The following is an 18,304-nucleotide window of genomic DNA, read 5'->3' as shown; positions in this document are numbered from 1 at the left end:
GCAATGGGTTCCTAGACAGCTCCCACCACACCGGAGGTCTTCGCCATGTTCAAGACCTAACCAGTGTCAACAACGCTCGTGATCAATACACCTAGATCGCTGTTGCGTCGGGTGAGCAGATCGCGATGGCGAAGCCTCCGTCTCTCACAGTGCCGACGTTTAGGAACTCGACGTGCCAGCTATCTCCGAAATTGCTGCGCCGAGACGAATTGGCCACGAGGTTCCGGCCCGCTTCGAAACCGCCGCCAACGGCGGTCTCGCCTGCCGGACACTCGGCATTAGCCACCCCGATAGCGCCCGGCTCTGCAGATGTCGCCAGGCTGTAAACCTGGTGGGTCCGGATAGGGCCGCTGCCGCCGGTTGCTCCCGTTGGGCCGGTAGTGCCTGTTGCTCCGGTCGCGCCTGTGGGTCCGGTGGGCCCGGTTGCGCCGGGTTCTCCCTGGGGGCCGGTGGGCCCTGTCGGGCCGAGGGCGCCGGGCTGGCCCGGCTTGCATTCGTGGTCGCTGCCGGCGGCTGTCCACGGCCAGTAGTCATGGGGCTTGGGGTAGTCAGGCCGGCATTCGTCGCCGCCTCCTGCGGGGCTCGCGCTGCGGGCTGTTTCGGAGGCCTGGAGGGTTTGGGCGCTGGCGAGGGCCGGACTGGCGATTCCTGTGAGGACCAAGGCTAGCGATGCGAGGGTGCCGCCCGTGCGCCAGCCGCGTCTTGGCAGGGGTCCAAGGGTGGTTCTGGCCTTGTGCTCGGGGTTCATGGAATGCCGCTCCTTCTTGCGTGTCAACGCTCTGTGAATCTTGACCCCCACGTGCTCCCGGAATCTTGACCCCTGGTTGCGTCGTTGAGATCTGTCAAGATCAAATTCGCTGTGGGAACTCTTCGTCGATCAGCTGTAGGACCTCCTGCTGACGCTGGTGGAACTGGGGGAGGTAGGGGCGGATGTGTTCCAGATGCTCGGCTGGCGAGGCCTCGCGAAAGTCAGGGTGCTGCCGCAGATAGTCCAGGTTCAGTGACTTTTGCAGCGATGCGCAGAACAGGTAGGCCGAGGAGAGCGGCTCCGACTCGAACCGGACATGCAGGTCCTCGTCTGCGGTAGTGGCTCTCCCGCAGACTCCCTCGACCATGGCTGCCAGCACCTCGACGGCCGCCGCAGGATCGCCGGCGGGATCCCAGAGAGCTGCTGAGAGTGCCGCACGCATCCTCTGCGCGATCAGGTGTCGGCGTACACGTGAACGTCCCCAGCCTCGTACGGATGAAAAGGGACAGTTGCTGATGCGGTGAGACCCGGTGCTCGGCACTCTGCTGCTTGGGTCGATACGGGCGGCGGAGGGGGCTGGCAGTGGTCTTGGATCCGCAGCGTTGGCTGGAGCTTCGGCGCTTTCGTGGCTTGCTGAAGTCCGGGGCGATGAGCTTGTCGGAGATCGCCAGGGAGACCGGGCTGGACCGCAAGACGGTCCGCAAGTACCTCTCGGCACCGGGGCCGGCGACGCCTCCGAGCCGGTCGTCGAGCGGTCGGCGGGTGAGGGTGATCGACGAGTTCGGGCCGCTGATCGACTCGATGCTCAGGGCCGAAATCCTGATGAAGGCCGCGGTCATCCACGAGCGACTGGCCCAGGAGTACGGCTTCACCGGCAACTATCAACGAGTCAAGCTCTACGTTCAGACGGCCCGGCCACGAATCGCCGAGGAACTCGGCATCACGCCCAAGGAACTGGCGGGGATGCACCGCCGGTTCGAGGTGATCCCGGGCGCCCAGGCCCAGGTCGACTGGGGTGATGAGGGGAAGATCCTCGCCCACATGGGGATCGCGAAGGTCTACTCCTTCCACATGACGCTCTCGTACTCACGGGACCCGTTCTGCTGCTTCACCACCAGCCAGGACCTGCAGACCTTCTTCGACTGCCACCGCCGCGCATTCGCCCACTTCGGCGGGGCGCCGATGACGATCGTCTACGACCGAACCAAAACCGTCGTTCGCCGCCACGTCGCCCCTGGTGAGGCAGTCCCGCTGCATCCAGAAGCGGTCGGCTTCGCCGGCCACTACGACTTCGACATCGATGTGCTGGCCGCCTACCGGCCGCAGGGCAAGGGTCGGGTCGAGCGTCAAGTACTGATCGTCCGCGACCACGTTCTGTCGGGCAGATCGTTCTCCTCTCTCGAGGAGATAGACGCCGCGTTCAGGGCCTGGGTGCCCCTGCGGCGGGCCCAGATCCACAAGACCCACCGGGAGGTCATCGCGGAGCGGGCGGCGAGAGATCACGCGGCTCTCAAACCGCTTCCGCCGACCCCCTATCTGGTGGCCGAACGGCAGCTGCGTCACGTCGGCAAGGACTGCCTGGTCGCCTTCGACGGCAACCTCTACTCCGTGCCGGCCCGCCGAGTCCGCGCCCGCCAGCTGGTCGAGATCCGGGCCACGAAATCCCAGGTCATGCTGCATTCCACTCTCGCCGACGTCCACGGCAGCACGCTGCTGGCCACCCATCCCCGTGCCATCGGCCGCGGTGCCCGTGTCGTCGACGAGAAGCACTGGGACGGCTTGCCGACCGGCAAGGGCCGCCGGACCACCACCGGCGACATCCCGGTCCAGCCCCGTCAAGAACGGCCCCGGGGCGAGGAGGCCGGACCGTTGCAGGCCCTGCTGAACAGGGCCGCGGCCACCCGGATCGAGGTCGGGCGCCGACCGTTGTCGGTCTATGACGAGCTGACCGGCACCCGTCCCTTCACCACCCATCGAGCGACGAAGGAATCGTCTTGAGCGAGCTGACCGGCAACCGCATCCGCACCACGGCCGGCAAGCTCGGCCCTCCCCACCTCGCGGAGACCATCAACGAGTTCACCCGCCGGGCGGACGAGGCGAAGATGGGCTATCTCGACTTCCTCGACCTGGTCCTCTCCGAGGAACTGGCCGTCCGCGACGACCGCCGCTTCCGCCAGGGCTTGCGGCTCTCCCGGCTGCCTCACCACAAGACGCTCGATGAGTACGACTTCTCGTTCCAGCCCGACCTCGACCCGCGCAAGGTTAAGGACCTGGCCACCCTCTCGTTCGTCGAGGCCAAGGCGAACGCCGCCCTCCTGGGCCCGCCCGGGGTGGGCAAGACGCACATCGCGGTCGCTCTCGCCGTCGCGGCCTGCCGGGCCGGCTACTCGGTCTACTTCACCAGCCTCGACGACATGGTCCGCAACCTCAAGGCCGCCGAAGCCGCCGGCCGCCTGGCCAACAAGCTCGGCACCTACCTGCGGCCGGGCGTCCTCGTCGTCGACGAGGTGGGCTACGAGATCCTCGAGCGCGGAGAAGCCAACCTGGTCTTCCAGGTCATCTCAAAGCGGTATGAAAAGGGCTCGATCATCCTGACCTCAAACAAGACCTTCAGCGAATGGGGACAGGTGTTCGGCGATGAAGTCCTCGCCACGGCCATCCTCGACCGCCTCCTACACCACTGCGACGTGATCGCCATCAACGGCCCCAGCTACCGCCTCAAGAACCGCCTTAAGGCCATCGAGCGGGACACTGACGTGGCCTGACATTCCACTTCGCACTCGGTGGCTGGAGGCCTGATCAGTCATCTTCGAATCGCTGGAAGATCGCGGAGAACTCGTCCGCCTCGATCAGCCCGGCGATCACATGGATCATGTTGTCGATGCCGGGATCCCGGACGATCAAGCCATCCGAGACCCAGAAATATCGGCCGCCCAGAGCCTCTCCGCTGGTTGCCCACGTCTCCATCAACCTCGCGACTTCGGCGACGGTGAAGAAGGTCGCGCTCCATCGCGATCCGTCCGTCAGCATGACCTCGGCATCGACATTGCACACCGCGTCCAGGTCCTCGCCTGAACTGGGCAGGAACGACGCCTCGAAAGCTTCCGCGCGAACCCGGTACCACGGCCCGTCCCAACCTCGTTCTACCGATCCAGGCGATGCGATCTGACTCATCGTGCGAGTGTCTCCGGTCGGCCTGACGATCTCAACCAGGAACCTCAATCGCTCTCCCGCCCGCGACATAGCTGGGGACGTTCATCCGTACGCGGCTGGGGAGCTCAGGTCGTACGCCGACATCAGGGCTGTGGGTTCGCTTTGTTGGTCCGTCACGCCCTCATCATTGCCCGGGCAGGAAGGATTCGATCAGTCCTGGTGCGTTCGGTTTCCCTTTGCCAGGAGTTCACGTCGTTGGCGGGTGCGGTAGGAGTCGCCGGTCAGGGTGAGGACCTCGGCGTGGTGGACAAGTCGGTCGATCATCGCGGCCGCGACAACGTCGTCGGAGAAGGTCTCCCCCCACCGTCCGAAGGGCAGGTTGGAGGTGACCATCACGGAGCCCTGTTCGTAGCGTGAGGCGATGAGCTGGAAGAACAGGTTCGCCGCGTCCTGGTCGAAGGGGATGTATCCGACCTCGTCGATGATGATCAGCTTGTAGCGGCGGATCTTCTTCAGTTCGGCGTCCAGGCGCCCGGCCTGGTGGGCCGCGGCCAGGCGGGCGATCCAGTTGCTCGCGGTGTCGAACAGGACCGAGTGGCCGGCCTGCGTGGCCTTGACGCCCAGGCCGATCGCCAGATGGGTCTTGCCGAGGCCGGGCGGGCCCAGCAGGATCACGTTCTCCGCCTTCGCGACGAAGGTGCCCGTCGCCAGGTGGGCAAGGACGTCGCGCCGCAGTGAGGGCAGGTGGTCCAGGTTGAAGTCCTCAAGTGTCTTGACCTGCGGAAAGTGCGCGGTGCGGATCCGCATCGTGGTGCCCTTGGACTCCCGGTCGGCGACCTGGCGCTGCAACAGGGCGGCCAGGTACTCCTCGTGGGACCAGTTCTGGTCGCGGGCCTGGTCGGCGAGTTCCCCCCAGAAGGCGCCGACGGTGGGCATCTTCAGGACCCGGGTCAGGTAGGCGATCATCGATGGCATGCCGTCCTTGGGGGAGGCTCCCGCAGTGTCCGGCTTGGCCTTGGTAGTGGTGGGCATGGATCACTTCGCCTTCGTGGATGGTGGGTTGAAATCGACGCCGAACAAGGCGTCGTAGTCCGGCAGGGCCCGCAGGGCGACCGCGTGTCCGTCGGGGTGCCGGCGGGTGGCAGCTGCACGTTTCTGGCGGTCCAGTGCCAGGGCCTCGCGCATCCGTGCGGCGGTGGCGGCGTGGATTGGGTCGGTGACAACCCCGTGCTTGGCCCAGGACCTCACGTGACGGGCGACGACCTGTCCATCGCAGAACGTGGTCACCGTCTCGGGCGAGGCGGTGATGTCGACGAACCGGCCGATGAACTGCGGGTCCACTGAGTAGTCGACGGTGTCGACGCGGATGTAGTAGTCGCGGCCCAGCCGGATGCGGTGGTTCAGACCGATCGGCGGGGTGACCGGCGGCAGCGGGAGCATCGACAGGCAGTCGGTCTCCAGCAGGTCCACCGGTCGGCCCTGGATCGAGCGGACGGTGCGGGCGTTCGCCCGCAGCAGCCACTGGCCCAGCTGGTCGTTGAAGTCGGCCGGGGACGCGAACTGGCGGCCCGGCAGGAACGAGGTCTCCAGATACTGGTTGTTGCGTTCGACCAGTCCCTTGTATTCCGGGTCGCGGGGCGGGGCCAGCTTGATCTTGGTGGCCAGCGTCCCCGCAAAGGCCGCGGCCGGTGCGGTCACCCGACCGGTTCCACCGATCGCCGCCTCCCGGTCCCAGACCAAGGTCCGCGTGACGCGGCCGATGCCGTGAATCAGCGACCACATGCCCGACAGGATGTCGCCGCCCTGCCGGGTCGGGATCATCGTGGCCGTCATGAACCGGGAGAACCCAAGCGTCATCACCAGCACCGGCAGCACCCGCTCCTGTCCTGGCGCGACCCGCACCTTCGTCTCGGGAAACCACAGGTCACACTGGGCGATCTGGCCAGGCTCGTAAGTCACCCGGTCGACCGGATCGATGCCGACGTACTCCGGCCGAATCAACGCCAGCCGTTTACGCAGCGGCGGCATCGAGTACGGCCAGCCGATCCGCTCCGCGATCACCGGCGCCGGCATCCGCGGCCACTCGTTCAACAACGCCCGCATCCGCGGCTCGAACGCGTCCGCTACCTGCCCGCGGGACACTCGCTCGTACTTCGGCGGTCGGTCCGAGGACAACGCGGCCCGCACCGTATTACGGGCCACCCCCAACCGCCGTGAGATCTCCTTGATGGGCACGCCCTCGGCTCGATGCAGCCGGCGTATCTCCGCCCAGTCCTCCACCTTTAGCACCCTCCAAGATTGATCAGGGGGTCAAGGTTGCGAGAGCGGTACGGGGTCAGTTTTCAGGAAGCATCAACAGCCTTCACCTGTCCCTAGAAGCGACACCTCCATGGCGCCAGGGCGATGACAAGCCGGACATCTACCAGTACTTCGTGGAAGTGCGTGTGATCACAGCTGCACTGCTTCACGCAGCAGACCAGTGGGATCTTGCCCTGGCTTCCTTCCCGACCCGCTAATCAACGTCAGTCTCGCCGCATGCGGTCCGCCGGGCCCAACACAGGCGCCGAGGCTTGACTTCTCCATTGGGAAGCCGGTTGGCCACCGCGCCGTCGCGGACCTTCACGTGGATCGCGTCGATGAAGATCACCGGATAGACGGCGTCCAGGGGCCGGTTCTGCCACTCGGCCATGCCCTCGAGGACTTTGTCGGTGATCGTGGAGATCGTCTGGCGTGACACCTCGGCGCCAGAGACCTCGGCCAGGTGAGCCTGGACCTCGCCGGTCGTCAGACCCTTCGCGGCAAGCGAGATGACCATCTCGTCCACGCCGGAAAGACGCTTCTGCCGCTTCTTGGCGATCTTCGGCTCGAAGGAACCCTCGCGGTCGCGGGGCACGGCTATCTCCACCGGGCCGACCTCGGTCAGCACGGTCTTGGCCCGGGTGCCGTTGCGTGAGTTGCCGCCGTTCTTCCCGGCGGGATCGTGCTTGTCATAGCCGAGGTGGTCGGTGATCTCGCCCTCGAGAGCGGACTCCAGCAGCCGCTTCGTCAGCTGCTGGAGCAGCCCGCCCTCACCGGTCAGCTGCAGACCCTCGGCCTGAGCCCGACCCACGAGCTCGTCGATCAACCGGTCATCCATGGACTTCGACGGCACAGCCTCAGACGGCTCGACGGTCTCGGTCACGTTGTTGCTGGTCATCGATGCATCTTCCATGATCGGGAGTTACACCGAACGTCTTACAGTCCCGGCCCGGACAGGCCCGATTCGCCGAGGGCGTAGCAGCCCCGCGCCGCAGCGGCGACCAGGTCCCCGCGTTGCCCCGGAGCAAGCTCATCATTGGCCAGAGCACATGATCAGGCGACGGGCACTGTCACGAAACCGGTGCTTCACACTTAGAGCCTGAGCGCGAGTTCCCCGGGTGTATCAAATATCCATCTTGTAGTTATTAATGTACTAATTCATGCATTCATGCTAGAAGGTATTCTGAATTCACTTTCCGTCCCCCGTCCTCGACCTCAATCGATTGAACGGCTGATCGCGATAGCGGCGAGGGTGATTCTGTGACGATTTGTCATGCACTGGAACTAGCAACTCCGCTGCTCAGGGGGGGGGTGACCGGTTCAAAGGATCGGAGTTGTGATTACATCTCGTGATCGCATGGCGTCTCGAATTTCGATCCTGGGGGGATCTCTCATGAGTGTGCGCAGGCTGGGGGCCGCTTCTCTGTGCTCCGTGGCATTGTTCTCGGCGGGCTTCCCGGCTTCCGCGAGCACCGAAACTGCTCCTGCGGCCGCCCCGAAGCGGGTGGTCGATGACTCTGCCGACTTCAACGGTGACGGCTTCTCCGACATCGCGGTCAGCTCGAAGGGGGCGGTGATCGATGGTCACCAAGAGGCCGGTGCTGTTGCGGTGTTGTACGGCTCGCCCAGTGGAGCGCACAAGCAGAATGCCGTCGTACTGACCGAAGCCAGTCCCGGCATTCCGGGCACCCCCGGGTATCGTCACGAATGGGGCCAGATTCAGGGCCATGGCGACTTCGACGGCGACAGGATCGACGATCTGCTGATCAGCGGTCGGACGCTGACGCAAAAGCGCCAGTACATGGTTCTCTGGGGAAGCAAGGCCGGTCTGTCCGGCGGCACGATCGCCTCGGCCGGCGAGCCCTCCGCGACGGTCTCCCGCTTCGAATCCGGCAAGGTTTCGGTAGCAGACGTCAACGGTGACGGGATCGCCGACATTGCCGGCAAGGGCTACCGCGGGATCAAGGAGCAGGGCACCAGCGGACTGCGGACCATGGTCGGACCGCTCAGCCGAAGCACCGGCAAGCCCGCCACGACCAAGTTCCTTTTGACCGACAACCTTGGGCTGAGCTACCCGGCCGTGGGCGATGTGACCGGCGACGGCCTGGCCGATGTCGTGACCCAGGTGATCGACTCTCACCGCAAGATCACGAACATCGTCTACAAGGGCACCTCCACGGGCGCCTTCGTCAAGGGCAACTCCCTGTCCGCGGAGTGGGGCAAGCCCGGTCTGTGGCGAAACGGCGCCTTCGGTGACATCAACGCGGACGGCTACCAGGACTTCGTGGGCGGCACCGCAGCCGACACCGTCAACGACCACATCGGCCGCCTCAACATCGCCTACGGCGGCCCCAAGGGGTTCAGCACCACCATCCCGGCTGAAACCTACCTCCAGGCCACCCCGGGCGTGCCCGGCACCACCGAGCGCAACGATCACTGGGGCGAGGCCGTCGCCATGGGCGACACCGATGGGGACGGGTACGCGGACATCGTCATCGGTGCCCCCTTCGAGAACGCCGGGGACGGGACCGAATGGGCCGGCGCCGTCACCGTACTGCGCGGCAGCGCCAAGGGCCTCACCATCACCGGCGCGAAACTGATCACACAGAACACCACCGGCGTGCCCTCCGCCAGCGAGGTCCACGACTGGTTCGGCACGGCGGTCAGCGCGGTGGACACCGACAACGACGGCCGTAGCGAGGTCTACGTCGGCGGCCCGGGCGAGGACCTCTACAGCGGCCAGGTCTGGAAGCTCCCCACCGGCGCCTCCGGCGTCACCGGCCTCGGAGCCACCGCCTTCAAGCTGACCGAACTCGCCAACCTCACCGGCCCCATCGGCTACGCCGACTTCGGAGCCACCCTCACGAACTGACCACATGATGGCCGGCCAGGCTCTGCCTCATCCATCCATGGCGTGACCGGCGGCGAACGTGCCCGGCAGCAGGAGTGGACAGTACCGCTCGCACCGGGCCGCAACCATGCGTGGAGCAGGGCCGAATGCGTCGAGGCTCGGGTGGGCCGGGTCGGTCGGTGTGTCCGTTTCCGTGTCCGCCGCGCGGATGAGCGGGCCTGCCACGCCCGGACCACGTCCACCGCCTGGCGACCCTCGCCCGCGTGGACGGATGCCAGCCCCGGCTGCGCGGCGACATCGTGGCGATGCACGCCGCGGCCCGCGCCGTTGGGGCCTGGCGCCGATGCTATAGGTGGTACTCGGAGGCGGGTTGTGGCCTCCAGATCGGCCGCGAACTCGAGGGAGGACACTCCGGTGGACGATGAGTTGGCGCAGGACCAGGGCGAGGAGCACCCGGAGGTGCTCATGGATTCGCCGGGCGGTGTGTACGCGGCGTCGCCGCGCCAGCTGCTGACGGTGGCGCACCACATGCTGCGCTGGTCTGCCCGTATGACGGTGCTCGCGCACCAGGGCGGCGTCACGGCCGAGGAGGAGCGGTGTTACTGCCTGCACCGCGCGGTGGTCGCGGACCGGGTGGCGCTGCTGACCGGGATGCCGGCCGACGTTGACGAGGCGAGCTTCACGGCGGCCGCGCTCCTGGCCCTCGATGACGCGTTCATCGCCCCACCGGAGGCCGGGGTCGTGCTTGCGCCTCGCGAATATGTCAGGGCGTCCTACCGGGTCTGGATGAATGCGAACCCCACTTTGGACCCACTGACCCCGGGCGACTGGGGCGTCGCCGTGTGATCGGAGACCGGTTCCTGCCAATGGTCACCGACAGCTGTCAGGGTCGCGAAGCGGACCGGCTACATCGATCCGCAGGCCGGAGTGCTTACCGGGTCAGCGGCGAGGTCATGGCGTAGTGGCGTCCACGACTCGTCCGCGATCCGGCCCGCCTCCAGGAGGAATGACGGCGGTGACGTGCCGCTGAGGCAGAGGGAGAAGGTGTGATGATCTGTTCGTGGTGATGGATGTCGAGTGGGCTCGGATTCGGAGGGACCTGCGCTTCGGGCAGGTCTTCGAGGGCACCGTGGTGAAGGTTCCCCGGCCCGGTGCGGTCGGGATCTTCGTGGACATCGGCCTGTGTGTGGGAGGTTTTGTCGACGTTCTGCTGCTGCCGAGCGAGGGCGAAGACTGGCCAGCGGAGGGCACGGTTGCCGATTTCGAGATCTGGTGGGCAGACAGCCGCCAGCAGATCCGGCTGAAGCCGTCCGACTCTCGCTACCTGCGGACCGACTTCACAGACTTCATCGAACGCTTCCGTCCCAGCTGGCCTGCCGACGTCGGCCAGCCCATTCGTGACTAGCAGGTTTTGTAGTCGTAGCGGGTGGAGTTGTAGGCGCAGGTGTGGTGGACGGTCTTGTTGGCACGGCGCAGGGTCGCGGTGTCCTTGTCGTTGTTCCAGACGTAGGCTGCGCGCTGCTGGAACAGGGTCGTGGCTGTGTTTGTGCCCTTCCCCGTCTTGACCGTGACCGTCTTTCCGGCCTTCAGGGTGAACGTGGCAAAGGTGTAGACGTGGCTGGAGGTGTCGGTCAACGTCCAGCCCTTGAGGTTGACCGCGGTACTGGTGCCGTTGGTGATCTGTACCCATTCGCCGTTGATCGAGGTGTTGGTGCGGTTGTCGCTGCCGGGGGAGTCGTACCAGATCTTCGAGATGCGCAGGGCGCCGGCAGCGTGGGCCTGGCTGGGGAGTGCGCACACGGTTGCGGTGGTGATGGCGATGCCGACGGCGAGGTGGCGGGTGCGGGGCATGAGCATGAGTTGTACGTCCTGTCCGGTGGGACCGTCGTGGAGCGGCGGTGCTGATCACGGACGTTAGGGGTCAAGGGGTGCCCGGGAGGGTTCCTGTTGCCTGCCTGTGACAGAACGTCATCCTTTGGTGTCTGGTCTGCCGTTCATTGCCCTTCGGCCGGCAACCGCCCCCCGGCCTTGGATCATGCATGCCTGTCGCCGGGCCAAGGACTACGAACGACTCATCCGCGTCTACAGCGGCGCCTCCGTCCGCTACACCAACGGCCAAGCACTCACCCTCGACCAGGCCCAAGAGAAGATCCGTGCCGCTCTCGCCCGGGCCGCAGAGGACCCGCGTGCCCAGTGGAGCTGGGGCATTGTCGCGGACGAGGAGATGATCGGCCTGATCTCCGTGCGACGCCGCTCCCCGTCCATGGGCACCCTCAGCTACATCCTCCGCGACGACGCCTGGGGGCACGGCTATGCGACCGAAGCCGCCAAGAGCGTGGTCGACTTCGCCTTCACCACGGCGACCTTGAGCAGGCTGGAAGCGATGCACCACCCGGACAACCCCGCTTCGGGCCGCATCCTGACGAAGTGCGGCTTCAGCCTCGTCGGCACCCACGACCAGCAGGACCACGACGGAACGGTCTCGCCGTACCCGGCCTGCGCGCTCCCGCACCCGACGATGCCCGCGGGGGCGGCCGGCTGACCGTGCTGCGTGTCTGCGGCCTCGGGCGTCGCCCGTCCGGGGGCGGGTGACCGCGAACTCGCCCGGCGGCCTGGAGGGTCTTAGTGTACTGGACCGTCGCAGAAGGGCCAGGCAAGGGGCGGGTGCGCGTGACGGACTGGAATGACTTCGAGTGGGTGGTCTGGCGGCTGGAGGTCCGGGACCCTGCTGGCCGCCTCACTGGGCTGTATGTACGAGCTCTGCGTCGACTACGACCGCTACGACGATGACACGCCCTACTACGCGTGGTGGGTCCGGCTGCCGGCGGCCGAGCACGCCAACGTCGGCAAGGACGGCCTTCCGCGGGTCATCGGGCCGCTGCGCGAGTACCTCACCACTGAGCTTCCCGCCGGCTTGAAGTGGGAGATCGCGCCGGACCGTGAGCTGACGTACGACCACGCCGGCAGCGCGACCCTGCGGGCCGCCTACGACGACCTGATCGCCCCGTTCGAGCGCGCTCTGATGCCGTTGCGCCGCGATGGGGCTGACGCGCTCGATCCGCGGGCGAAGGTCTGGAAGTGGCAGAAGGACCTGCTGGCCGGCACGTTCGACCTGTGGCTGTGTCCAGACCCGGACCGGTCGGGCGCGTGGCTGGTGGCCACGGTCGGCCTGCGGACCGAACCGCAGTTCCTGGATCAGGAACCAGGGGCCCGCCTCGGCCACTTCGACTTCACTCCGCATCACCCGCTGCTCTTCTTGCCCCGTCCGCCGGCACCGACGACGTTCACCGCCCGGGTCACCTCAGGCTCCTTCCCGAGCAAGGACAGCTCCAGGACGAAGGGTGCCGACGCCCTGGGGACAGCTCATCAGTGGAGCGCCAACGACCCCGTCGTCCTGGCGGACCGGGTCGTACGGGATCTCAAGCTGCTGTGGCCGCACCTCACCGGCACGGGGGACTGACGAAGGGTGCCCGATCGGTCGCTTGCCGCGAATGACGGACGCCCACCCGCGCCGTGGCCCTACGATGCGAGGCCCTGGTGCCGCTGCTGCGTTGGTCCTGCCCCGAGAACGCGGGCGGCTACGGCGGCTCGTACCAGGTGAACCTGGGCGACGAAGAGGCCGTCGGCCTCGGCGGGGTGGAGCTGATCCGGGCCGCGATGCGCAAGGCAGCCCGCCAGCTGGGGTGGAAGGCGACCACGCTCGGCATGATCGGCACCCGCCACGGCACGATGGTCGTCGTCTCGGACAACCGGGAACTGCCCGAAGAACACAGAGCCGCGGTCGAGGCCGCGATGAACGACAAGATGCGGGCCGCCCCGCACAAGGTCTGGGGCGAGCCGGGCCCCGCCCCCGTACAGCGCGGTTCGGTCCCCTTGATGACGCAGGAGTTTCGGGCCGCCGTCGCCCAGACCAGCCCCTGATCTCCTCCAAGAGGTTCCGCAGCCCCGAAGGGGTACGTGTACCGGTATGGCACGTGGCCGTCGACCCGTACATCGACCGCGACGTCCTCGCCCAGCAGATCGCCCGCGAAGAACAGCAGCGCCACGCCACGGAGGAGTTCGCCGGTCGGTGGGGTATGCCGAACGAGGAGCCGCTGTAGGCGGATCCTCTGCGGCGCCCTCGGTCCCGTTTCGCAGAGTCAGCCGCGTCCGACGGTGCCACGGACGAGGGCGTAGGGAGTCACGCAGAACGCGCCGAGGTTGGTGGCGACGATCAGGGTGAGGAACAGCCAGTAGGCGAAGCCGTGGCCGTGGGAGGAGGCGAGGAGCCACCCGTAGGTGAGGGTGGTGAGGATGCCGGTGAGGGCGAGTCCGGCTGCCCAGCCCGTCTTGCTCAGTCCGATGCCGAGGCCGATGAAGGCCCAGAACAGGGTGGGGCCGGAGATAGCCGCGATGGCCAGGAACACCGGGAAGTCGATATCCCGGCCGCCCATGTAGTCCGTGAGCTGAGGTACCGAGATGAAGGCCAGTAAGCCCATGTAGGCGACGCCGATGACGACGGCGACGATCGTGATCACGCGGGCGGCACGGGTAGTGGGAGGGGTGTTCGCGGCGTCGGTCATGAGGCGGTGGACTCCTTCTCCTACGGCGGGCAGGGCAGTCGGCACCGCTCCGGTATAGCCGCTCCGGGCCGCAGGGGTGCGTGCTTCCCGGCAAGGCACCCCCTGCCGTGATGAACGAGCCACCCGAAGCAGTGACCTCGACCGTGAGGTCCTCGCCCAGCAGGTCGCCCGCGAAGAAGAACAGCGCGACGCCCTGGCCGACGTTGTCCGCGGCTGAGCCGGGACCGCCTTGAACGGCGACTGCAACACGTCTCTGCAACGGGAGGGTGCAACAGTGGCTTTGTTGCATCCCTGACCTGCCCATTTACCCGCGAGGCGGCCGTAAGCGGGCAGGAGCGTTGCACCCGGTGGGCAGGGTGTTACGGGGCGGGTGTGTAGGTGACGGTGTTGCCGCCGCAGCTGGCGGAGATGTCGTAGAGGCGGTTGTGCTCGTCGGGGTCGACGGTGAGTTGCCAGCGGAGCTTGGTGGCCGTCCACTCAGAGGCGTACCGGCACAGGGCCTCGGAGGCCGGCGGCAGCCACTCGAAGGGATCCTGGTCTGCCTTCTGCCGGTTCGAGCGGGCGGTGACGGCGACTAGGGAGGATCCCTGCTGCTGGTCGTTCGCGTACGCCTCCCGCCGCGCAGCCGTCCAGGCGGCCGCTCCAGCCGGCGGGGAGCGTCATTCGAACCGTGCGGTACTCCCGGCTCAGCCGATGGCCAGTGTTCGTGGTCCGTCCTCGGAAGGATAGGTTCACCGTGTTGTGTTCGAGCCACTTCTGGAGGGCCACCGGTGGACATTGTCGCGATCATGGAGGCGCTGGCCGAGCAGGGCATCACCGTGCTGTTCAAGGCTGATGCTGAGCGGATGGCAGAGAGGTGGAAGCCCTGGACGTTTGTGGCCAGTGGCGCTCCGTTGAGTGGCGACATCCTCGTGCGTACCGATGCTGCATCGGTGGAGAAGTGCCTCGAAGCCTGCCTGCCCCGCCTGCGCGAACTGGGCTTCAGTTTCCCCGAGTGACGAGACAGGCCAGCGGGAGCGGTGCGACAGCTCATCGTGGTCACGGGAGGAGCCTGCCGGAGCTCCGCCGGCGCGGTGTGTACGGCAGCGGTCGCAGTCTGGTTCAGGTCGGCACGGCCCTCGATGAGGCTGGTGGTGGTCAGTGGCTTCGGCCGTCACTGGATCAGGGTGAGGTGGGGGTGTTCCAGGGTGGGGCACACGTAGAGGTGGAGGTTGTTTCCGTCCGCGATCTGGACCTTGGTCGGCTGTTCAGGGTAGGGATTGAGGGGGGATGCCGAGACGTCTCGGTCCTCGTGGGGGATCCAGGACTTGCTCGTCTCGCCCCATTCGGACGAGGCGATGGTCAGCAGTGAATCCATCTCGGTGCCGCAGACGTCACAGAGCCGCGGGTGCGGATCGGTCAGGCCCCAGCGGGTCCAGCCGCCGATCTTCCAGCCGGGTGAGACGGACAGTGACCAGTTGTAGACGTCTTCCGGAGTGGGCTCGTCCTCGTCCAGGTCATCTGGCTCCGCGGCTACCTGCCAGGTGCGGCAGGCCTGCACCTGTCGCAGTGTCTCGTGCTCCAGGTCCGTCGAGTGGGGATATTCCGTCACTTCTTCAGGCGAGAGCAGGCACGGCTGTGGAAGATAGCCGTGGTACTCGATCACGGGAGTCTCGGGTGGTGTGGTGAGCACATCGGTGACTGAGGCCGCGGTTCGCCAGAACACCGCTGTCTCGGGCAGTGCTGTTTTGGCATGGTTGAAGGGGCACCACAGCACCTGGAGCAAGTCGGCCAAGTCCGGCGGGCGCAGCGAGGGGACGTCGCGCAGGTAGATCTGAGCCACGGGAAGCAGCGGGATCGGCCCGTCGGGCCAAGGGCGGCCCGCACGGGCTCGCTGGAAGTCTGCCAGTTCCTCGGGCGTGTACCGGAGGGAAGCAGGGTCGCCGTCCGCTCGGCGGACCGCGTCTTCTAGGATGCGTCGCTGCAACCGAACGTTATGGGGTGATGGCGCCGGATTGTGTTGGTCCCATACGTGCGGACCGTCGCAGTGCGGCCACGGCTCGTCGGCGGGCCACAGCAGGGGGCCGCCGATGGAACTGTCCTGCGGTGACGGCGGCCCGGGGCGGGGGTGCAACCGGGTCGCCGTACGTACCAGCGGAGCCAGTTGAGGGAAGACGGTGGTGACGTCGAACGGCCGCGGCGGAGTAGTCGGGGTGCTGGTCATAGCCGCGATCTTGCCAAATGGCTCTGACAACGGGGCCGCAGTCACCTCGGGGCAGCCCTTGCCACCCAGCCATAGCTCCTCGTTCGGCTGACGACGGGCTGTCCCGCACTGGGCATCGTTGGGAGACTGCGGCGTGTGTCTGGTTTCGCTCGGCTGGGTGGCCGTTTGCACCGGAGAAACGATCAGCTTCCGGAGGGCGAACGCCGCGCGGTGAGGGCTCGCTGGCGTGCTTGCAGGTAGGCGGTCCGTGACCTACATGCAGCGGCAGACCTACCGAGCCGTGTGACGCGGGTTGTGGGGCAGTGGGCGCAGGGAACGTAGGCCGCCGTTCGTCCGCGGCGCAGACCCGGTGTGGGCGGCGTGGCCGATGCCGGTGGCACTGGTGCTGCCGCTTTTCGGAAATGCCTGGTGATGCCCGGGTCCGTCCCTCTAGCGTGAGATTGCTGGCGCATGCCGGTAATGCACCTGGTGAACTGGAGAACCGATGGCTCTGCCTGCACGGCTCACTGCCGCCTTGGGACGGCACCCTGACGACCTCACCGAGGACGACTTGCGGCGCGCGGTTGACAACCAGATACCCGAAGGCGTCGACCTCGACTGGAAGAAGGATTTCTACCAGGGCACCGACGCGGGCAAGAAGGAACTCGCCAAGGATGTGGCGGCTATGGCAAACACCGTCGGTGGGCTGCTCGTCGTCGGTGTCGACGACGGCAAGCGGGACCACGCCCATGCTCTGGCACCCTTCGAACCGGTCGCCGGCCGGGGCGAGGAGTGGATCCGCTCGGTCCTCGCGAACTGGATCCAGCCCGTCATCCCCAACGTGGGCGTGCGCTCCCTGCAGTCCGCCGCGGAGGGCAAGATCTATTGGCTGCTCACGGTGCCGCCCAGCACACAGGCTCCGCACGCGGTCGCTGCCCCAGGCAACGACTACAACTTCCGGGTCCACGTCCGGCACGGCACCACCACCCGTACGCTCGCCGAATCCGAGATCGCCCAGCGTTACCGCGATCGCTTCCACGCCGCGGCCACGGACGCCGATCGGGTACACGACCTTGCCGTGGCCGGCACCGACCACCTCACCGCCTACGCGACGGCACGTGTACCCGCTGGCGGCAGCCGGGCGGCCTGGTACCCGGTCTGGGTCAGCCTGACCGCTGTCCCAGCGGTCCGTGGCGACTACCCCCTGACCACGCAGCACGAACGCGACGCGGCTCTGGACCGCTTCGCCAAGCTCGCCTATCTGGCCATCACTCACCACATGAAACCGGACCACCCCGCCCTGGTGGGCCGCCGGCAGGTCCGATTCGAAGGATCACCCACCGGCCAGCTCCACCAGGACGGCTCCAGCTACGCCGCGCTGCCCCTCAACATCGAAAAGAACCCGCGCGAACCGGGAGACCCCAAACAGCTGGACCAGCGCGAACTCGAGCTTGAGCTCGTAGCCCAGGTGCAAACCGCCGCGGCCTGGGCCGCCGAGACGGGCGGCGCCGGCGACCTCATGCTCTCCGCAGCACTCCACCGCTTCGACGACGACCTCATCCCGCTGCGCCTCGTTGTGTCCGAGAGCGCCTTCCAGCACGGTACCGTCGGCCCGATCTCCAGGACCCCTGCGCAGACCACGGCGAATCTGACAGCGCTCATCGCGGACAAGCGCGAGGCCGTCAGCACGGCCTACTCGCTCGTGGCCGACCTCCTTGCCGACATGGGCACCCATCAGCCCCACGTGCTGACCCCCGAGGGCGACATTCGTGTGGACCGGCTCGATGGCCCTGACCGCAGCGCACTGACCGGCTGGTAGGACGCGACGAACCCCTTGATGGAATTGAAGCCGGCGAGCGAGAGGAAGGCCCCAAGACCGACTCCGGGGGCCTTCACATACTCGTTTGACCCGGGCTAACGCCACCCACGGCCCGGTGTCCCGCCCAGTCAACGCCGAGTTCGGCGAGGGCGCCGAGCTGGTCGGCGGGTACTCCGACCTGGTCGGCCTGGCGGACGGAGCGGCCGTCCCGCAGGTCGATGTCCGAGTGGGGCTGGTGTGGCAGCGCGACACCTGGAGGAGGGCCCGCCGGGACCGTAGGCGTCGATTCCGGGGCCCGGAAGACAATATGCCTTCCGGGCCCCGGCGCTGAAACGATCGTCCCCGCGTACGGAGCCCCTACCGTGGACAGGGTGAAGCGTCCTCTCTCCGCGTTATCGGCCGCCGCCGCGCTGCTGCTCCTCGCCCCCGGCCCGGCGCACGCCGTGGATCCGGCGCCGTGCCTCAAGGGCGAGTCGGAGTCCACGTCGTTCAGCTCCGTGGACGCGGGCGAGATCCGGTACACGGACTCGGCCGCGTACCTCAAGGAGATCAACCACGCGATCTCCGCGTGGCGATACTCCGGCTCGAAGATCAAGATCCTCGCGGACACGGCGGGCACGGTCAACGACCTGGACTTCGAGGAGTTCAACGACCCGAAGGACGCGGCCGCCGCGATCTGGAAGTACAAGGC

Annotated in this window: 19 protein-coding genes and 2 pseudogenes; 12 read left to right on the top strand and 9 right to left on the bottom strand. The window is 67.0% G+C overall.

Features of this window, described 5'->3' with window-relative positions; all coding sequences use genetic code 11:
* Positions 1-848 precede the first annotated feature (848 nt).
* Positions 849-1,190: a hypothetical protein gene (locus ACFWBW_RS39090; protein WP_385383762.1), complete on the bottom strand. Its 342-nt coding sequence runs from the start codon at positions 1,188-1,190 to the stop codon at positions 849-851.
* 140 nt (positions 1,191-1,330) lie between these two features.
* Between ACFWBW_RS39090 and istA (ACFWBW_RS39085) the strand changes: the two genes are divergently transcribed.
* Positions 1,331-2,746, top strand: coding sequence for an IS21 family transposase (gene istA / locus ACFWBW_RS39085; RefSeq protein WP_385383759.1), 1,416 nt, complete (start codon positions 1,331-1,333; stop codon positions 2,744-2,746).
* Complete coding sequence (istB, locus tag ACFWBW_RS39080; RefSeq protein WP_385383756.1) at positions 2,743-3,513, top strand: IS21-like element helper ATPase IstB; 771 nt, start codon at positions 2,743-2,745, stop codon at positions 3,511-3,513. The genes istA (ACFWBW_RS39085) and istB (ACFWBW_RS39080) overlap by 4 nt, the downstream gene beginning before the upstream one ends.
* A gap of 34 nt (positions 3,514-3,547) precedes the next feature.
* On the opposite strand, the gene ACFWBW_RS39075 is transcribed toward istB (ACFWBW_RS39080), so the two are convergent.
* The 4 genes and pseudogenes from ACFWBW_RS39075 to ACFWBW_RS39060 all read right to left on the bottom strand — a co-directional run.
* Positions 3,548-3,922 (bottom strand): hypothetical protein, encoded by a 375-nt coding sequence (locus tag ACFWBW_RS39075; protein ID WP_385383753.1) that lies wholly within the window; start codon positions 3,920-3,922, stop codon positions 3,548-3,550.
* 189 nt (positions 3,923-4,111) lie between these two features.
* Complete coding sequence (gene istB / locus ACFWBW_RS39070; RefSeq protein WP_385383750.1) at positions 4,112-4,933, bottom strand: IS21-like element helper ATPase IstB; 822 nt, start codon at positions 4,931-4,933, stop codon at positions 4,112-4,114.
* A 3-nt stretch (positions 4,934-4,936) separates the two neighbouring features.
* On the bottom strand, positions 4,937-6,190 hold the full coding sequence (gene istA / locus ACFWBW_RS39065; protein ID WP_385383747.1) for an IS21 family transposase: 1,254 nt from the start codon (positions 6,188-6,190) through the stop codon (positions 4,937-4,939).
* 301 nt (positions 6,191-6,491) lie between these two features.
* Positions 6,492-7,037, bottom strand: a pseudogene (locus ACFWBW_RS39060) (transposase); the annotation flags it as partial.
* Positions 7,038-7,631: 594 nt separating this feature from the next.
* On the opposite strand from ACFWBW_RS39060, the gene ACFWBW_RS39055 reads away from it, so the two are divergent.
* The 3 genes from ACFWBW_RS39055 (at position 7,632) to ACFWBW_RS39045 (ending at position 10,455) form a co-directional block, all read left to right on the top strand.
* On the top strand, positions 7,632-9,071 hold the full coding sequence (locus ACFWBW_RS39055) for an FG-GAP and VCBS repeat-containing protein (RefSeq protein ID WP_385383744.1): 1,440 nt from the start codon (positions 7,632-7,634) through the stop codon (positions 9,069-9,071).
* 393 nt (positions 9,072-9,464) lie between these two features.
* The gene (locus ACFWBW_RS39050) at positions 9,465-9,896 is read left to right on the top strand and encodes a hypothetical protein (RefSeq protein WP_385383741.1); all 432 of its coding nucleotides are present in this window, start codon (positions 9,465-9,467) and stop codon (positions 9,894-9,896) included.
* A gap of 220 nt (positions 9,897-10,116) precedes the next feature.
* Complete coding sequence (locus tag ACFWBW_RS39045; protein ID WP_385383765.1) at positions 10,117-10,455, top strand: hypothetical protein; 339 nt, start codon at positions 10,117-10,119, stop codon at positions 10,453-10,455.
* On the opposite strand, the gene ACFWBW_RS39040 is transcribed toward ACFWBW_RS39045, so the two are convergent.
* The gene (locus ACFWBW_RS39040) at positions 10,452-10,907 is read right to left on the bottom strand and encodes a lamin tail domain-containing protein (RefSeq protein WP_385383738.1); all 456 of its coding nucleotides are present in this window, start codon (positions 10,905-10,907) and stop codon (positions 10,452-10,454) included. The genes ACFWBW_RS39045 and ACFWBW_RS39040 overlap by 4 nt on opposite strands.
* Positions 10,908-11,085: 178 nt before the next feature.
* Here ACFWBW_RS39040 and ACFWBW_RS39035 point away from each other — a divergent pair, with 178 nt between their 5' ends.
* The 4 genes from ACFWBW_RS39035 to ACFWBW_RS39020 all read left to right on the top strand — a co-directional run bounded on the left by ACFWBW_RS39035 (position 11,086) and on the right by ACFWBW_RS39020 (position 13,150).
* A complete protein-coding gene (locus ACFWBW_RS39035) occupies positions 11,086-11,592 on the top strand; it encodes a GNAT family N-acetyltransferase (RefSeq protein ID WP_385383735.1) in 507 nt (168 codons plus the stop codon).
* 207 nt (positions 11,593-11,799) lie between these two features.
* Positions 11,800-12,510: a hypothetical protein gene (locus ACFWBW_RS39030; RefSeq protein ID WP_385383732.1), complete on the top strand. Its 711-nt coding sequence runs from the start codon at positions 11,800-11,802 to the stop codon at positions 12,508-12,510.
* A gap of 77 nt (positions 12,511-12,587) precedes the next feature.
* Positions 12,588-12,971 carry a hypothetical protein gene (locus ACFWBW_RS39025; protein ID WP_385383729.1) on the top strand — a complete coding sequence of 128 codons (384 nt, stop codon included), beginning with the start codon at positions 12,588-12,590 and terminating at the stop codon, positions 12,969-12,971.
* 53 nt (positions 12,972-13,024) lie between these two features.
* Positions 13,025-13,150 (top strand): hypothetical protein, encoded by a 126-nt coding sequence (locus tag ACFWBW_RS39020; protein WP_385383726.1) that lies wholly within the window; start codon positions 13,025-13,027, stop codon positions 13,148-13,150.
* A gap of 39 nt (positions 13,151-13,189) precedes the next feature.
* Here the strand turns inward: ACFWBW_RS39020 and ACFWBW_RS39015 are convergent, their stop codons facing one another.
* Both ACFWBW_RS39015 and ACFWBW_RS39010 read right to left on the bottom strand, forming a co-directional pair.
* Complete coding sequence (locus tag ACFWBW_RS39015; protein WP_385383723.1) at positions 13,190-13,612, bottom strand: hypothetical protein; 423 nt, start codon at positions 13,610-13,612, stop codon at positions 13,190-13,192.
* A 359-nt stretch (positions 13,613-13,971) separates the two neighbouring features.
* Positions 13,972-14,259 (bottom strand): annotated as a pseudogene (locus ACFWBW_RS39010) (HNH endonuclease); the annotation flags it as partial.
* A gap of 123 nt (positions 14,260-14,382) precedes the next feature.
* Between ACFWBW_RS39010 and ACFWBW_RS39005 the strand changes: the two are divergent.
* Entirely contained in the window at positions 14,383-14,610 is a 228-nt protein-coding gene (locus ACFWBW_RS39005; RefSeq protein ID WP_385383720.1) for a hypothetical protein, read from the top strand.
* A gap of 155 nt (positions 14,611-14,765) precedes the next feature.
* On the opposite strand, the gene ACFWBW_RS39000 is transcribed toward ACFWBW_RS39005, so the two are convergent.
* On the bottom strand, positions 14,766-15,815 hold the full coding sequence (locus ACFWBW_RS39000; RefSeq protein ID WP_385383717.1) for a hypothetical protein: 1,050 nt from the start codon (positions 15,813-15,815) through the stop codon (positions 14,766-14,768).
* 484 nt (positions 15,816-16,299) lie between these two features.
* On the opposite strand from ACFWBW_RS39000, the gene ACFWBW_RS38995 reads away from it, so the two are divergent.
* Together ACFWBW_RS38995 and ACFWBW_RS38990 are read left to right on the top strand one after the other, a co-directional pair.
* The gene (locus ACFWBW_RS38995) at positions 16,300-17,613 is read left to right on the top strand and encodes a helix-turn-helix domain-containing protein (protein ID WP_385383714.1); all 1,314 of its coding nucleotides are present in this window, start codon (positions 16,300-16,302) and stop codon (positions 17,611-17,613) included.
* Between the two features lie 371 nt (positions 17,614-17,984).
* Positions 17,985-18,304, top strand: a 320-nt coding sequence (locus ACFWBW_RS38990) for a hypothetical protein (protein WP_385383711.1), incomplete at its 3' end; no start/stop codon positions are given.

Source organism: Streptomyces sp. NPDC059957 (assembly GCF_042730015.1).
Taxonomy (GTDB): Bacteria; Actinomycetota; Actinomycetes; order Streptomycetales; family Streptomycetaceae; genus Streptomyces.
This window is presented reverse-complemented; position numbering and strand designations above follow the sequence as displayed.

Excerpts from the sequence above, each read along its gene's own strand:
- ACFWBW_RS39045 (WP_385383765.1), top strand. The coding sequence starts at position 10,117 with ATGGATGTCGAGTGGGCTCGGATTCGGAGGGACCTGCGCTTCGGGCAG.
- istB (WP_385383750.1), bottom strand. The coding sequence starts at position 4,933 with ATGCCCACCACTACCAAGGCCAAGCCGGACACTGCGGGAGCCTCCCCC.
- ACFWBW_RS39040 (WP_385383738.1), bottom strand. The coding sequence starts at position 10,907 with ATGCTCATGCCCCGCACCCGCCACCTCGCCGTCGGCATCGCCATCACC.
- ACFWBW_RS38995 (WP_385383714.1), top strand. The coding sequence starts at position 16,300 with ATGGCTCTGCCTGCACGGCTCACTGCCGCCTTGGGACGGCACCCTGAC.
- ACFWBW_RS39035 (WP_385383735.1), top strand. The coding sequence starts at position 11,086 with ATGCATGCCTGTCGCCGGGCCAAGGACTACGAACGACTCATCCGCGTC.
- ACFWBW_RS39075 (WP_385383753.1), bottom strand. The coding sequence starts at position 3,922 with ATGAGTCAGATCGCATCGCCTGGATCGGTAGAACGAGGTTGGGACGGG.
- ACFWBW_RS39030 (WP_385383732.1), top strand. The coding sequence starts at position 11,800 with ATGTACGAGCTCTGCGTCGACTACGACCGCTACGACGATGACACGCCC.
- ACFWBW_RS39015 (WP_385383723.1), bottom strand. The coding sequence starts at position 13,612 with ATGACCGACGCCGCGAACACCCCTCCCACTACCCGTGCCGCCCGCGTG.
- ACFWBW_RS39000 (WP_385383717.1), bottom strand. The coding sequence starts at position 15,815 with ATGACCAGCACCCCGACTACTCCGCCGCGGCCGTTCGACGTCACCACC.
- ACFWBW_RS39090 (WP_385383762.1), bottom strand. The coding sequence starts at position 1,190 with ATGCGTGCGGCACTCTCAGCAGCTCTCTGGGATCCCGCCGGCGATCCT.